General features: G+C 36.1%; 13 protein-coding genes, 1 pseudogene and 1 other annotated feature. Of the genes and pseudogenes, 10 read left to right on the forward strand and 4 right to left on the reverse strand.

The window, feature by feature from the left end:
* The first annotated feature begins 141 nt into the window (after positions 1-141).
* The 4 genes and pseudogenes from B2R82_RS07950 (at position 142) to B2R82_RS07965 (ending at position 3430) form a co-directional block, all read left to right on the forward strand.
* Positions 142-611, forward strand: a pseudogene (locus B2R82_RS07950) (DinB family protein).
* Between the two features lie 81 nt (positions 612-692).
* Positions 693-1250, forward strand: coding sequence for a TetR/AcrR family transcriptional regulator (locus B2R82_RS07955; RefSeq protein ID WP_286924354.1), 558 nt, complete (start codon positions 693-695; stop codon positions 1248-1250).
* Between the two features lie 29 nt (positions 1251-1279).
* The gene (gene fabF, locus B2R82_RS07960; protein WP_286924355.1) at positions 1280-2515 is read left to right on the forward strand and encodes a beta-ketoacyl-ACP synthase II; all 1236 of its coding nucleotides are present in this window, start codon (positions 1280-1282) and stop codon (positions 2513-2515) included.
* Positions 2516-2686: 171 nt separating this feature from the next.
* Positions 2687-3430 carry an amidohydrolase family protein gene (locus tag B2R82_RS07965; protein WP_286924356.1) on the forward strand — a complete coding sequence of 248 codons (744 nt, stop codon included), beginning with the start codon at positions 2687-2689 and terminating at the stop codon, positions 3428-3430.
* A gap of 50 nt (positions 3431-3480) precedes the next feature.
* Here B2R82_RS07965 and B2R82_RS07970 read toward each other — a convergent pair whose 3' ends face one another.
* Positions 3481-5085: an ABC-F family ATP-binding cassette domain-containing protein gene (locus B2R82_RS07970; RefSeq protein WP_286924357.1), complete on the reverse strand. Its 1605-nt coding sequence runs from the start codon at positions 5083-5085 to the stop codon at positions 3481-3483.
* Between the two features lie 330 nt (positions 5086-5415).
* On the opposite strand from B2R82_RS07970, the gene B2R82_RS07975 reads away from it, so the two are divergent.
* The 3 genes from B2R82_RS07975 to B2R82_RS07985 all read left to right on the forward strand — a co-directional run bounded on the left by B2R82_RS07975 (position 5416) and on the right by B2R82_RS07985 (position 7299).
* Positions 5416-5604, forward strand: a complete 189-nt coding sequence (locus tag B2R82_RS07975) for a CPCC family cysteine-rich protein (protein WP_286924358.1) — start codon at positions 5416-5418, stop codon at positions 5602-5604.
* Between the two features lie 376 nt (positions 5605-5980).
* The gene (locus B2R82_RS07980; RefSeq protein WP_286924359.1) at positions 5981-6661 is read left to right on the forward strand and encodes a class I SAM-dependent methyltransferase; all 681 of its coding nucleotides are present in this window, start codon (positions 5981-5983) and stop codon (positions 6659-6661) included.
* Positions 6662-6924: 263 nt separating this feature from the next.
* Positions 6925-7299 (forward strand): hypothetical protein, encoded by a 375-nt coding sequence (locus B2R82_RS07985; RefSeq protein ID WP_286924360.1) that lies wholly within the window; start codon positions 6925-6927, stop codon positions 7297-7299.
* 774 nt (positions 7300-8073) lie between these two features.
* Here B2R82_RS07985 and B2R82_RS07990 read toward each other — a convergent pair.
* From B2R82_RS07990 to B2R82_RS08000, 3 genes are read right to left on the reverse strand one after another with little or no spacing between them, the layout of a single operon-like run.
* A complete protein-coding gene (locus B2R82_RS07990; RefSeq protein ID WP_286924361.1) occupies positions 8074-9312 on the reverse strand; it encodes an FtsW/RodA/SpoVE family cell cycle protein in 1239 nt (412 codons plus the stop codon).
* Positions 9299-9694 carry a helix-turn-helix transcriptional regulator gene (locus B2R82_RS07995; protein WP_286924362.1) on the reverse strand — a complete coding sequence of 132 codons (396 nt, stop codon included), beginning with the start codon at positions 9692-9694 and terminating at the stop codon, positions 9299-9301. Before B2R82_RS07995 ends, B2R82_RS07990 begins: the two co-directional genes overlap by 14 nt.
* Entirely contained in the window at positions 9675-10226 is a 552-nt protein-coding gene (locus tag B2R82_RS08000; protein WP_286924363.1) for a sigma-70 family RNA polymerase sigma factor, read from the reverse strand. Before B2R82_RS08000 ends, B2R82_RS07995 begins: the two co-directional genes overlap by 20 nt.
* A gap of 207 nt (positions 10227-10433) precedes the next feature.
* Positions 10434-10652: a binding site (T-box leader), on the forward strand.
* Between the two features lie 46 nt (positions 10653-10698).
* On the opposite strand from B2R82_RS08000, the gene argS reads away from it, so the two are divergent.
* From argS to B2R82_RS08015, 3 genes are all read left to right on the forward strand, one after another.
* A complete protein-coding gene (gene argS, locus B2R82_RS08005; protein WP_286924364.1) occupies positions 10699-12378 on the forward strand; it encodes an arginine--tRNA ligase in 1680 nt (559 codons plus the stop codon).
* A gap of 139 nt (positions 12379-12517) precedes the next feature.
* On the forward strand, positions 12518-13702 hold the full coding sequence (locus B2R82_RS08010) for a CynX/NimT family MFS transporter (RefSeq protein WP_286924365.1): 1185 nt from the start codon (positions 12518-12520) through the stop codon (positions 13700-13702).
* 244 nt (positions 13703-13946) lie between these two features.
* Positions 13947-15050: a hypothetical protein gene (locus B2R82_RS08015; RefSeq protein WP_286924366.1), complete on the forward strand. Its 1104-nt coding sequence runs from the start codon at positions 13947-13949 to the stop codon at positions 15048-15050.
* Positions 15051-15054 lie beyond the last annotated feature (4 nt).

Here is a 15054-nt window from a genome sequence, read left to right on the forward strand (position 1 = left end):
TTACATAATAATATTATTATTTGAATCATTCTAGCCCAATAAATAATAATATTATTATGTAAACTAAATATTAGAAACTTGTAAGAGAGTTTGGAATTTACTATGATAGAAATGAAATTACCAAAAATGGGGGGCATTATAATGTATCGACTAGTAGATGATTTTTTAAATGATTGGACAGCAGCATCTCAAGGGACAATTCAAGTATTAAAGGCGGTAACGGATGACAACTAGGACAAAGCATCGTGGAAGGCCATAGTACACTTGGTTGGTTAGGCTGGCATTTAGTTGGCGCGGCAGGTTACTTTAGTTATTTAGCAGGTTTAAAGGTGCCGATGATTCGACAAGAAGATCCTATTCCAGCTACGGCTGCTGAGATTGTAGCGGTTTACGAAAAAATAGCAAATAGTATTAAAGTGGAAGCAGCAAAGCTATCAGACGAAGATTTGGTCGAGGAAGTAAAGGGCTTTGCAGGTCCAACTCAAAGAGGCGCATTATTACGTACCCTAATCGATCATCAAACACATCATCGTGGACAGATGACAGTGCTGCTACGACAAGCAGGTCTCCCAGTGCCAGGTGTGATGGGACCGACAAAGGAAATGCAATAAAATATAAGGCAGCAGACAAACATATTTTGGTCTGCTGTTTTTTTGTTTGACACTTACCTACTAGTAAGTTAGTATATAGTCATGACAAATCGTAAATTACAAATTATCGAATTAGCCTTGAAAAAAATTCAAGAAAAAGGATTTTCAGCTTTTAGTTATGATGATTTAGCTAAAGAATTAGGCGTCACAAAAGCAAGTATTCATTACCATTTTGAAAAGAAAGGAGACTTGGGGATTGCTGTTTGCGAAAGGATTCAAAATGGACTTGAGGGGGCATATACAACTATTAAAGAAGCAACTATAAATGCTGAAGAAAAGCCTTTTGCCTTGATTTTACAACGAGTCAAATTTCTAGAACAGGACGGTGTTTGCCCGATTTCTGCATTACAGGCAGATTATAATGATTTACCATTGCAAATGCAGGAAAAAATTCAACAGCTCAGTCAAATGGAAATCGATTACTTTGTGGATTTACTGAAAGATGCAAAGCAAGAGGACTCATTACAAACGACTGAGGATTTGGAGGCGCTTGCCATTATGCTAATAGCAAGTACGAAGGGAGCACTACAATATAAGCGCGTATTAGGGGAAAGCTTCTTTACTAAAATGCTTGACCAATTAAAGGGACTTTTACAATAATTCATGGAAAAAGTAAAGGAGAGTCATTCATGGTACGAAGAGTAGTAATAACAGGATATGGTGTAGTCTCACCATTAGGTAATTCAGTGCAAGCTTTATGGACAAATATTATAGAAGGAAAGTCAGGAATAAAAAAACTACAATCAGAGGAATTTTCTGCTATTTCTACCCAAATTGCAGGATATATCACTAATTTTGATGCCGCTCAGTTTATGGATAAAAAAGAAATTAGTAAATATGATGTTTTTATTCAATATGCACTTGCTGCTGCACAGCAAGCTTTGGAGCAAGCAAACTTAGATATGGAGAGTATTGATAAAACTCGTTTAGGCGTTTATATAGGCTCAGGTATTGGAGGCATTGATACTATTTTAGCCAATCATCAAAACATGCTGGATAATGGTCCACGTAAGGTTTCTCCCTTTATGGTACCTATGATGATTAGCAATATGGCCGCAGGTATTATTGCGATAAAAACGGGCTTTAAAGGCCCAAGCTTTTCACCAGTTTCAGCCTGTGCAACAGGGAATCAAGCAATTGGAGAGGCTTTCTTAAATATTAGACATGGTTATGCAGATGGGATTTTGGCAGGAGGAACAGAGGCGCCAATTAATCCCCTTAGCTTTGCTGGTTTCTCTCGTATGAAAGCCATGTCTACAAGGAACGATGAGCCAACAAAGGCAAGTCGTCCATTTGACAGCCATCGGGATGGATTTGTGATGTCAGAAGGATCAGGTGTAGTATTTCTTGAGGAATATGAACATGCGAAAAAAAGAGGTGCAACAATTCTCGGTGAAATTGTAGGGTATGGCGTAACAACAGATGCTTATCATATTACATCTCCTGATTTTACAGGAGCGGCAAATGCGATGAATCTAGCCTTAAAAATGGCTGATATTGATTTGTCAGCTGTTGATTATATTAATGCACACGGGACTAGTACACCAGAGGGAGATAAATCTGAAACAAGGGCAATAAAAAGCGTTTTTGGTGAACATGCCTATCACTTAAAGGTAAGTTCTACAAAATCTATGACAGGTCACCTCTTTGGGGCAGCTGGAGGGATAGAAGCTGTCATTACCTTAAAAAGTATTTTGGACAGTATTATACCTCCAACAATCAATTTTGAAACACCAGATCCAGAATGTGATTTAAATTATGTGCCAAACGAGGCGATACATCAGCCAGTCAATCTAGCCTTGTCGAATGGCTTCGGTTTTGGCGGCCATAATGCCGTATTGGCTTTTAAAAAGTTTGAGGAATAGGTAGTCAAAAAAATAGATGATTCATTAAAGGATGGTATGAAATTGGATGTTCATGCCATCTTTTTATGTGTCATTCGTCAATAAGTTTTTCTTATGGTATTGTAGTGAAAATTTATATTTATGCTTATGTTCATGATGTGTTAAATTTAGCTATAGAAGGGGAGATGGCAGATGAGAATTTTTGATGCACATTTTCATATTATTGATTTTGATTTTCCGATAAAAGAAAACCAGGGATACACACCTCCAAACTTTATTGTCGAAGATTATCAAAATGAAACTACTGAATTCAACGTCTTGGGTGGGGCGATTGTATCAGGATCGTTTCAAGGATTTGACCAAGAATACTTGTTGAAAGCATTGACTCAAATGGGGCCAGCTTTTTGCGGCGTTACTCAATTGCCTTTTACAGTGACTGATAATGAAATTATTCATTTACATAACAACGGGGTACGAGCATTACGGTTTAATATTAAACGAGGAGGTTCAGAAGATCTATCAAAGTTAGATACCTTTGCCAGAAGAGTTTATGATTTAGTGGGCTGGCATAGTGAACTTTATATGGATGCAAAAGAGCTACCAGGGATTGCATTGACGATTGGAGAATTACCAGCCATTTCTATTGATCATTTAGGATTATCGGAAGAAGGTCTACCCCATTTATTAAGACTGGTTGAAAAAGGCGTACATGTAAAAGCGACTGGCTTTGGTCGTGTGGAACTGGATGTTAAAAATACTTTAAAATCGATTTATGAAGTAAATCCAGATGCGCTTATGTTTGGAACAGATTTACCATCTACTAGAGCAAAACGACCTTTTGAATATGCAGATATTGAATTGATTCAACAGCTTTTTGATGAACAGGCTGCTGATAAGATCCTTTATAAGAATGCTCTTCAATGGTATTTTAAATAAACAAGAAAATCCTCTACCAAGGCTTACGGTAGAGGATTTTAAACGTGGAATTAGCTTAAGCCTTGGCTAACTTTCCACTCTAAGAATTCATCATATGTTAATTGCTTATCTAAAATCGAGCCGTCTTCACGGATTTCGATGACACGGTTCGCAATTGTTTGGATAAATTGATGGTCATGTGATGTGAAGAGCATCGCCCCTTTGAAGCGCATAAGTCCTTCATTTAATGCCTGAATCGATTCAAGGTCCAGATGGTTCGTTGGTTCATCTAGTAAAATAACGTTTGCTGTTGCAAGCATCATTTTAGATAGCATACAACGTACTTTTTCTCCTCCTGATAGTACAGAAGGGGATTTTTTCACTTCTTCGCCAGAGAACAGCATACGACCTAAGAAGCCACGTAGGAAGCTTTCTGTTTCATCATCTGGAGAATATTGACGAAGCCAATCCACTAATGTTTTTTCTGAGCCTTCAAAATATTTATCGTGATCATTTTCAAAGTAGCTTTGAGAAGTTGTCACACCCCATTTAAATGTACCTGCGTCCGCTTCCTTTTCTTCCATTAAGATGTCAAGAAGCGCTGTTTTTGCCATTGGGCTACCAAGTAAAACAATCTTATCTTCTTTATTCATAGAGAAGCGAATATCTTTAAATAACGTTTCGCCTTCTTGACTTGCTGTTAGTCCATCAACTGTTAATACATCATTCCCAATTTCACGGCCGATTTGGAAGTTGATGAATGGGTATTTACGGCTTGATGGTTTAATATCATCTAGCTCAATTTTATCCAGCATTTTTTTACGAGATGTTGCCTGTTTTGATTTAGAAGCGTTTGCAGAGAAACGAGCGATAAACGCTTGTAATTCTTTAATTTTCTCTTCTTTCTTGGCATTTTGGTCTTGCGCCATTTTTTGCGCTAATTGAGAAGATTCATACCAAAAGTCATAGTTCCCAACATACAATTGGATTTTAGAGAAGTCTAAATCCGCAATATGTGTACACACTTTATTTAAGAAGTGACGGTCATGGGATACAACAATAACAGTATTTTCAAAGTTAATTAAAAACTCTTCTAACCATTGGATAGCTTTTAAGTCCAGGTGGTTGGTAGGCTCATCGAGTAATAGAACATCCGGCTGACCAAATAGTGCTTGTGCAAGTAATACTTTGACTTTATCAGAGCCTTCAAGATCGCCCATTAGCATATAGTGAAGATCATCTGAGATGCCTAAACCGTTTAATAATGTTGCTGCCTCTGAGTCAGCTTCCCAACCGTTTAGCTCTGCAAATTCACCTTCTAGCTCAGCTGCACGCATGCCATCCTCATCACTAAAATCTTCCTTTGCATAAATTGCATCTTTTTCAGTTTTCACATCATATAGGCGTTTGTTACCCATAATGACCGTATCAAGAACTGTATGCTCATCGTATTCAAAGTGATTTTGTTTAAGGACAGATAAACGTTCGTCCTTACCCATTGATACATGACCTTCCTGTGCTTCAATTTCACCAGAAAGAATTTTTAAGAATGTTGATTTACCAGCACCATTTGCCCCGATTAAACCGTAGCAATTCCCCGGTGTGAATTTTATATTTACGTCTTCAAATAGTTTACGATCGCCATAGCGAAGACCTACATTACTTACTTGAATCATGCAAGTTCCTCCTTTTTTCACAATGGCTCTAGTATAGCATGAAATATGTTCCATAGTCTATAAACATTATTAAACCAAGGTTTAGCATCATTTAATTTAATGATTAGCCCCAGTTCCTGCCCCAGCTATAAACTGTTACTAAATAATAGAAAAACCTCCCACATCATCACTCAAACTTCTGTATTTAAGGAAGGAACATATTTTAGATATGACACTGCAACCAATGAATTTGGAATTATTTGAGGAATATTAACTTTAAACCAGAAGATAAATTATGTATTGGTTAAAACAGATTGAACTATATGCCCCAAAATAGAAAAGGTGATAAAAATGACAATAAAAAAATGTCCTTCTTGTGGGTATTTTACATTTGAGGGTGACTATGATATTTGTGAAGTTTGTTATTGGCAATATGTTGCTGTGGCACAAGACATGCCAGATAGAGTGATTGTCCAAATAATGTTCCTTTACATCAAGCACAAGTATAAGAATTTGGTGCACCTGAAAAGAGATTTATAGATTCTGTTAGACCTCCCAAAGAAGATGAGCTTCTAGAAAATGTGGAGTGTTAATAGCATATAAGGAGTACAGAGCACTAATTCAAAATGGCATTATCAAAACACTTACTTTGGTAGGTGTTTTTTTGTGGAATACAAAAAGGATTTACAGAATGGTACTAAGACCATTGACTGTTTAATGGGTTGTACATTACGACTCAACAAAGACGAAACAGTAAATAACAATTTTAGGCCTACTCAAATGGGTAGGGTTTTTAATTGTATTTTCTATATAAAATATACATAATTAGACAAAAAAACTATTGGGAGGGATTTTGTGAAAATTTATAATAAAACTATTTTGTTGTTACCTAGTAGGAAGAAAGGGATTGAGACAGATGAAATTTACGATGCGTTATGGGGTTGATGCTCCATTTTGGGTTGCTTTTTTGATTATTGTCGGTTTGATATTTACGTTAGCCAATGTGTTCGGAGTAGCTATCAATGTATATGGATTGAGCTATGGTTTGATATGTCTTCTGATTGGTTTATGGATGTTTATTTATTCAACAATGATTAAAATAAAGCAAAGGGATGTGATTTTGAACCTTGCCGAAGCTAAATCAGGTGATGAGCTTCTAGATATTGGAACGGGTCGTGGGCTTTTAGCTATTTCTGCAGCTCAAAGGGGGTGTCAGGTGACAGCCTCTGATGTTTGGTCGCAATGGGATTTGGGTGGAAATGGAAAATCTAAACTACAGGCTAATATGGTTGCTGAGAATGTGGCAGAAATTGACATCGTAGACGCTGATGTTCGGGATCTTCCATTTTCAGACGGAAGTTTTGATGTTGTTGTCTCAAAATTTGTCGTTCATAACATTAAAAGTGTTGAGGGTAGAAAGAAGGCGATCCTTGAAATGTGGCGAGTTTTACGGCCAAATGGTCGATTAGTCATTGCTGATTTCAGTAAAACTACTGAATACATTGAATTATTGAATTCAGTATCCAATGACGTTGAGATAAAGCGTTATTTTTATACTTTTCCATTTTCAAAAGCTGTTGTTGCACAAAAGATTTAAGAAATCAATAAAAGGATGTATTTCTCTGGAAGTTACACGATATTGGAGATATAAATTAACTTGTTATTAACAGGTCTTTAGTAGAAGATCATTAAGTATGATGCTCTTTTTTTCTTATTGAATTAACGGAGTATGATAGTGATAGTTTTTCATATTATTTATTCGTAGTCAAATCAAGTAAGAGATGGCGAATTTACGCTAAATAATAATATGTAATTTATGGTATTATTATAAGGTTATTAACCATTTGCATAGGAGGATTTATGAGAAATTATATAATAGCTTGTATAAGTACTTTTATTATACTTTTAACAGGATGTAATGCATTTTCCTCTCAAACAGAAGAACCATCTTTAAAAGGATCATCAGAAGAAGTGGTAGAAGTTGTGAAAAAGGAACCTGTTTTCTTAGATGTCGCGGATATAGAGAAAGAAGTACCAATAAGAGGTTTTTATCCTCTTGCGATTGATGAAGAGATAGCATCTCCAATAGGTCAAAGTGAATCTTATTTTACTCATTCTGGTGATAGTCCATTTAAAATAACCTTATTAAATACTGGTACTGAAAGCTTTTTATACAAAATTCAAAATCTAGATAAAGAAACAAATGTAGCAATGGATGTTTTAAAAAGTAATTGACGGATTCCCTGAAGGCGCTTATGTCATATCTTACCTAGTAGAAGAAGAAGGGTTTCCTATGGATATAAAACTAAAGATAAAGGTAGAGATACTTCGCTAAATAATGACTTTTAGGCAGAAACCAAAAAACCTTGGTTCAACTCCCATGAAAGAATTTAACCATCTTTTCATTTTCTGTGATGAAGTGCTGTTTATTGCGCTTCATGGATGGCTAACGAGGGGCGATCGTTAAATAAAGCATAAAAATACCACTCCGTAATGGGTGGACATAATAGTTATTAGTCTATTATTGCCCAATCGCATTGTCCTAACGTTGAAATACTGAAATCCATTGTGGGAGTAAGCATGAATCGGTCGAATTTGAAACTTAATCACTATTTCTTTTAATCTTTTAAAACATGCTCTTAATAATTAATATATATAATCAAGCAGCTGCAGAAATGTGGTTGCTTTTTATATTGGAACAAAAGAAAAACACTTTCAGCTGCACGATGAGCCGGAAGTGTTTTTTGTTGTGTGGTCGTTAAATTTTATCCCCATTCTCCAAGCAGAAGAAACCTTCAAATTTAATTTCCGAAATCTGGGGAGTCCTTTTTGTGTATTTTGTCACCGTTTTCTAAAGTGAAATGCAAGTTCAAGTATTATTTTACGTTGACTTGATAATATAGCATGAAATATGCTCCAAAGTCTAAACATTATTAAATCAAGGATTAGTGACACTATAAAAATCTCATAATGCTCCAACCCCCAATGAATGTTATTGAATACCAATTATCAAATATATGATTTTCTTCGATAAATACTAAGTGTCAAGCCGATCGAAACGCTTCCAAGCAGCATTGGGAAAACACCATGGCTAATGAAAGGGATTGGCATTGATATAATTGGTACAAGTCCAAACAACATTAGTGTATGATAAACAATTTGCGTTGTTATATAGGCAATTCCTCCTACGATTAATAATCGTCCGTATTCGTTTTGAATGAAGGAAAGTGTACGGACTATACGGTAAATAATGAAGGCGAGAAGGCATACAATGGCTATCCCCGCAACAATCCCATACGTTTGTAAAATCGTCAGTAATACAAAATCAGTATGAGCCCCACTAGCAAATGGTTGACTACTAGTACCAAACCATGTGAGCTGTTTCATCATTTTTGAAATATAAATGATAGTAGAGGCATCTTCTAATCCTGGTGTATAAATAGTCTGCATTCGAGTAAGTTGGTATGGTTTTAATGGTGCAATTAAAAAGTAGCCGATTACGCATATAAACAGGAAACTGAAAGCAACAGTACATACTAGCTTTAGCCTACGAGAAAAGTTGCTTGCATAAAATAATGAGGCTACGATTGCTGTGTATGTAAAGAATAATGAAATGTCCGGCAAAAGAATGTAGAAGTACACACCAATAGAATAAAGAGTAAGCAGTAACCAAAAAGATTTTTTTTGTTTAGTGAAAAGCCCTGCAAACGCAATTAAAAAGAGCGGCAATGTCATCCATCCTTTAAGCTCAAGAGGACCAACTTTGAAAAAGATCACACCATTCATCACCTGATTACCATTTAAAATAATGAGAAATAGTACACATGCAAGTACAAAAAAAAGCATGGAATAGCGCTCTAACTTGCGAAAATCGAGCCGCATTAAGACAATCGTTGCAGCAATGCCACCACCAACAATCACGATATTGCGGATAATAAAATCTCTTAACAAGAATTCAGCTGATAGAAGCGGTAAGAAACTGCAAAGTGCCGCTAGCAAAAATGGAATAATGAGGAGCCAATCGATCTTTGGCTGATGAATCTGATTAAGTGATATACCAAGCTTTGTAGCATTACCCATTTCACGCACAGCCTGTTGTTCTGCATCTATATCGCTATATCCCTTTTCCAGCCAGGCTTGCTTCGATTTCACTAAATGATAGGTAAGCTCCTTATCAACCGCATCATGTGCCTCCTTGTTACGGATATGCCCCTTTATATGTTGAATAAATTGCTTAATCGTTTGCATAACGTGCCTCCTTCAATAATTGCTGAATGGAAGGGAGATCATACCTTTCTCTATTGAGCTTTGTCAGTAGCTTAATCCCTTTATGTGAAAGAACATATCGCTTTTCATTTTCGTGCCATTTACTAGCAATGAGTTTTTGCTGTTCGAGGCGATGTAGCATAGCATAAATCATCCCCTCATTAAAATGAACTACTTCTTCGTTTTTTGCATAGAGAAGTTGTATGAGCTCATATCCTGAGCGCATCGTTTGCAGCATTGATAACAGCACATGATCCGAAAATTCTACTTGAATCCCTTTACGTATAATTTCTCGATGCCTCTCTGTAAACTGCACTTTTTGAAATTGATTTTTCATAGCTTCTTTAAAACGTGATTCCGTCAAATGGATTCCCTCCTAATGTTTTTTGTAACAGAGAACGTGCTTTACGAAGTCTTGTCTTGACTGTATTTTTATTTAACGATAGGAGACAGGCAATCTCTTGTACCGAGTATTCTTCAAAGTAATATAAGAAAATAAGTTCACGATACTTGATAGGAAGTGCCATCACTAAGTCAAATAATGCTTCATCCTCACTTTTTTTTACAACTTGCTCAAGCAAATCTCCCGTTTCTAATGTTTGAGCTAAGACATTCGTTTCAGTGACATCCACATTTTTCTTGTACCAGCTCTTTAGATAGTCTTTTGAATGATTGATAGCAATACGCCACAACCAAGTCCTTAAACTAGCATTTCCCTGGTAAGTGGATAATGCCTTATAGCATTTGATAAAAATTTCTTGTGTTATATCCTCAGCAAGTGCGACATCATGTACATATGTATAAACAAGCTGTAGAACTTCCTGACCATAATCAGTCATAAGCTCCTCAATCAACTGATTTCGCGATAATCCACTGATAGATATCACTTCCTCCATCTTCACACCTCCTTCCTGTTCATATATTAGACGAGTACCACATAGCACCGGTTTTATCTTTTTAATGATATCCAATTCCTTTGCGTGTGAATAAGCTACTTTAATAGCATCAAGAGAGGAACAGAATACAAGCTAACTTACTAAGTATTCTTAAAACCAAACGTTGACTTTCATTTATAGCTACTGTAAAATATTTTGAAATTACAGTTAAATTCAATGAAAAAGAGAGTAGTTTATGGATAACTGGAAAGCGAATTAGGGATAGTGGAAGCCTAATGCAGAAGCCGTAAATGAAACGCACTTTGGAGAAGGTTCTCGAATTAGTAGTAGAGAATATCGGGGAGTCACCTCGTTAACAATGGAAAGTGGTCATTTGGAATGACAACTAGAGTGGTACCACGGGATAACTATGCTCTCGTCTCTATTATTAGAGACGGGAGCTTTTTTAATTTTTTTAGAGGAGGAAGATGAAATGAACATGAAGGAACAAATAGCCAAAAGCATTGCTGTTGTATTAAAGGATCAGCTTACAGAGAAAGAAATTCAACATTTATTAGAAAAACCAAAAAAATTGGAGCTAGGAGATGTAGCCTTTCCGTGCTTTACTCTTGCTAAAACATGTAGAAAATCACCTCACAGTATAGCTGAAGAGATAAAAAACAATTTGACATGTGAAATCATAAAGGATGTTCAAGTAATAGGAGGATACGTCAATATATTTTTTAATCAGTCAATCGTTACAAAACAGGTGCTTACTAAAATATTAGTAGAACAACATTTATATGGAAGTCAGCAGGAATCAAAAGGGAATATTGTTATTGATTTTTCTTCTCCTAACATCGCGAAGCCATTTTCTATGGGGCATTTACGTTCTACTGTAATTGGCAACGCTTTAGCTAATATTGCCGAAAAAAATGGCTATCAAGCAATTCGTATCAACCATTTAGGAGACTGGGGAACACAATTTGGTAAGTTAATTGTTGCCTATAGACGATGGGGCAATCAACAAGCGATTGCGAATGCACCGATTGAAGAATTATTAAAAATTTATGTGAAATTCCATGAAGAAGCAGAGCAGGATGAAACCCTTAATGAAGAGGCACGAGCTGCATTTAAAGCATTGGAGGATGGGAATGAAGAGGCATTAGCTCTATGGCAATGGTTTAGAGATGCATCATTAGAGGAATTCAATACTATCTATCAACTTCTTGGAATTCACTTTGATTCATACAATGGTGAAGCCTTCTACAATGACAAAATGGCAACGGTTGTCAAGGAACTAGAAGAAAAAGAGCTACTTATAAAATCTGATGGGGCATTTGTTGTGGAAGTTGAACATATGCCACCTTGTTTAATTACTAAAACAGATGGTGCAACACTTTACGCGACTCGTGATTTGGCAGCTGCTTTCTATCGTAAACAGCACTATGACCCTAAAAAAATATTTTATGTGGTTGGCAATGAACAGTCCCTACATTTTAATCAACTATTTAGGGTTATAGAGAAAATGGGATATGGATGGGCAAAAGATTTACAGCATGTACCTTTTGGGATGATTCTAAAAGAGGGTAAAAAAATGTCAACTCGTAAAGGCAAAATAGTTCTACTAGGTGAGGTACTGGAAGAAGCGATTACTACAGCAAAACGCAATATTGAGGAAAAAAATCCAAAGCTAGAGCAGAAAGATAGTGTTGCCTATCAAGTTGGTGTTGGAGCGGTTATATTTAATGATTTGAAAAATGATCGTTTACATGATATAGAGTTTTCTCTTGAGCAAATGATGAATTTCGAAGGGGAAACAGGTCCATATGTTCAATACACTTATGCACGTATATCATCCCTTTTGGAAAAAATTAATGATCAAAGCAATGAAGTATCTTTTGAAAAGTTGGGTGACCAAGCATGGCCAGTTATTTTACTACTAGAACAGTTTCCAAAAGTAATTTCCAATGCCTTTGAGCAGGCGGATCCGTCACAAATTGCTAAATATGCCTTACACTTAGCTCGTTTATTTAATAAATACTATGCCCAAAATAAAATAGTAGCTGAGGATCATATTAGAGGCTCACGATTAGCTTTCTGTCAATGCGTTGCTACCATTTTAAAAGAATCATTAGCATTATTGGGTATTGCAGCACCAAAGAAAATGTAAATGAAGCACATCTACTACACTGTGGTAGATGTTGTTTAAATTGACCAGTACTGGAAAAAATGATAAAAGGGAATAGAAAGAAATCGGAGGTCTGACAATAATGGTAAAATTTATAGATTAGAGAGAAGGTTAAACAAATATGATAAATAAGCAATGGAAGGCTTCCTCGGTGCTAATGGTTGTAAGTATTTTTTTCATTGCCCTCAATATGCGTCCAGCAGTAACCGCCATTGGACCACTCTATAATGTTTTATTAGAATCATTACATATATCTAATACGAAAATGAGTTTTTTAACATCTATACCAGTATTTTGTATGGGGATCTTTGCACCCATCGCTGTACCATTACAAAAAAAATTGGGCACGAAAACAGCTATTACACTCTTAATTCTCCTTCTTGCCCTAGCAAATGGATTACGTTTTTTAAAAGAAAGTTATGGTTTACTTGTAGTTACAAGCTTTCTTGCAGGATTTGCGATTGCGATCATTGGTCCAATGCTAAATGCCTACATCAAGAAGAAATTTCCGAATCGTTTCACTACAGTTGTCGGAATTTATTCATTTGGAATAGGAACAGGCGCAACACTGAGTGCAGCACTAACCGTAACTCTTTATCGTCATTTTGATGGCAGCTGGACGATAGCTCTAGGTAGCTGGTCAATTCTAGCACTCAGCGCTCTGATAATGTGGTTTCTGTTAGTACAAAAAGAGGAGCGGGAGCTATCAAGGAAAGATGAAAAGTCTGAACATGTAATACGAAATCCATGGAAAAGCTGCAGAGCTTGGACAATTCTAATTTATTTTGGCTTACAAACATCACTATTTTTTTCAGTGATGTCATGGTTGGTACCAATTTTGCAGGATAAGGGCTATTCACTTGGTGAAGCAAGCTCCATTTTAACATTGATGTCTTTTATACAAATGATTGGCAACATAGTAGTTCCGATACTAATGGAAAAATGGACAAGTCGTATAGCTTGGCTTTTTGCCTTAGGTGTTTTAGGCATATTAGGATTTGCATTATTATGGGTAGGCTCAGGTACGTTGCTATTAATGGCGGTGTTTATTATCGGTATCGTATTAAGTGGTTTATTTCCAATTGGACTATTATTGCCATTGGATGAGGCAGAAACGAATGAGGAGGCGAATAGTTGGTCATCTATGGTGTTGTCTGGCGGATTTATAATAAGCGCCATCATTCCAGTTGTAATCGGCTATTGCTATGATATTACTGGTAATCATACAGTGACTTTTGCTATTTTCATGATCATTATGCTTGCCATTATGGCAACAACTTATCGTTTAAAGAAAAGTTCTCTCTAAGACATGCGAAATTGTTTAAGCATGTCTTTTTTAAAAATTATTTTTGCTACGATTTATAAGTCAATTTTCATAACAAAGTTTTAAAAGAAACAATTTTTATAGGTACAAGGAATTGATTAAAAGAAGCAGCCAATATGTTTATAATATAACGTACATAATAATATTATTATGTAAACTTGAAACGTAAATAAACCTTGTTTATGATAGATAATGAAAGAAGCTGAAAGAAAGTATTGGTGAAGCTATGCGGAAGAAGATGCTCATTTTGGGTGCGACAGCTATTCTATTAACAGGCTGTAGTAATCAAACAGTGGCAGAACTGTTTGAGACAAAAAAAGCAGAGACAAAATCAGAAAAAGCGGTAACAAAGCAGGAAGAGAAAATAGTGCCAGAGGTAAAAGTTGTTGGTGAAAACGGTATTGGTGCAGGACTTATTGTTAGGCAGGATCAAGATAAGCTTTATATAGTCACAAATGGGGCACTCGTAGCCTCTAAGCCAATTGCCCTCGTTGAATTTGCGAATAATAAGCTTAAGGAAGCGACTGTGCATTATATGTCTACAGCACATAATATCGCCATCTTACAAGTATCCTATAAAACTTCTGTAAAGGTACCAACAGTATATAGGGGAGATTTAAATAAGCTTTCGGTTTATGTCGATGGATTGCCACACATTATCCATAAATATAGTGATAAAGTCGCTGCTTATTATATAGATGTAGAACAACCATTACCCCTAGGGAGTCCTGTACTGGAGGCAGAGAATGGTGAATTTGTAGGTATCTACTTTAATCGTCAGCAAAACGAAGTTTCACAGCCATACATATTGCCATTTAAAGACATAACTCAACTAGTAGATGAGTGGATTGAGGAAGGAATGAGGGTTAGTGATCGACTATCTCAATCTAAAAATTTGTACCCCTATATAGAACAGGGGGATCAAGCTGCTGTAACACAGGTGATTGAAAAGTATGGAAAAAATATTTTTGCTTATAATGAAGATGAAATTAAGCAATTTTTAGATGTATTTCATAAGCATTTAAAGGCAGCTGTCGATATTCAAGACGCTAGTGTAATGGAATCTATTGTTGGAGCAGACGATTTACAGGATACTTTGAAAAATATGGTCTCTTATTATGCCTCTAAACAGGCGAAAATTAATTTTTCCAAGACTACTATAAAAAACATTAAAGTGATAAATCAGCGTTTGGTTGTGCGTGCAAAAACAGAATATTTACTGACGAATTCTGCAGGTCAGGAGGCACTTGCAAATTCGAAGATGCTTTATGAAATGATAAAAAATGAACAGGGCGAGTATAAGCTTATTCGTCTAACTACTGAGGAGTGAAAAG

The sequence above is a fragment of the Lysinibacillus sp. UBA6686 genome, assembly GCF_002455205.1.
GTDB classification, from domain to species: domain Bacteria; phylum Bacillota; class Bacilli; order Bacillales_A; family Planococcaceae; genus Lysinibacillus; species Lysinibacillus pakistanensis.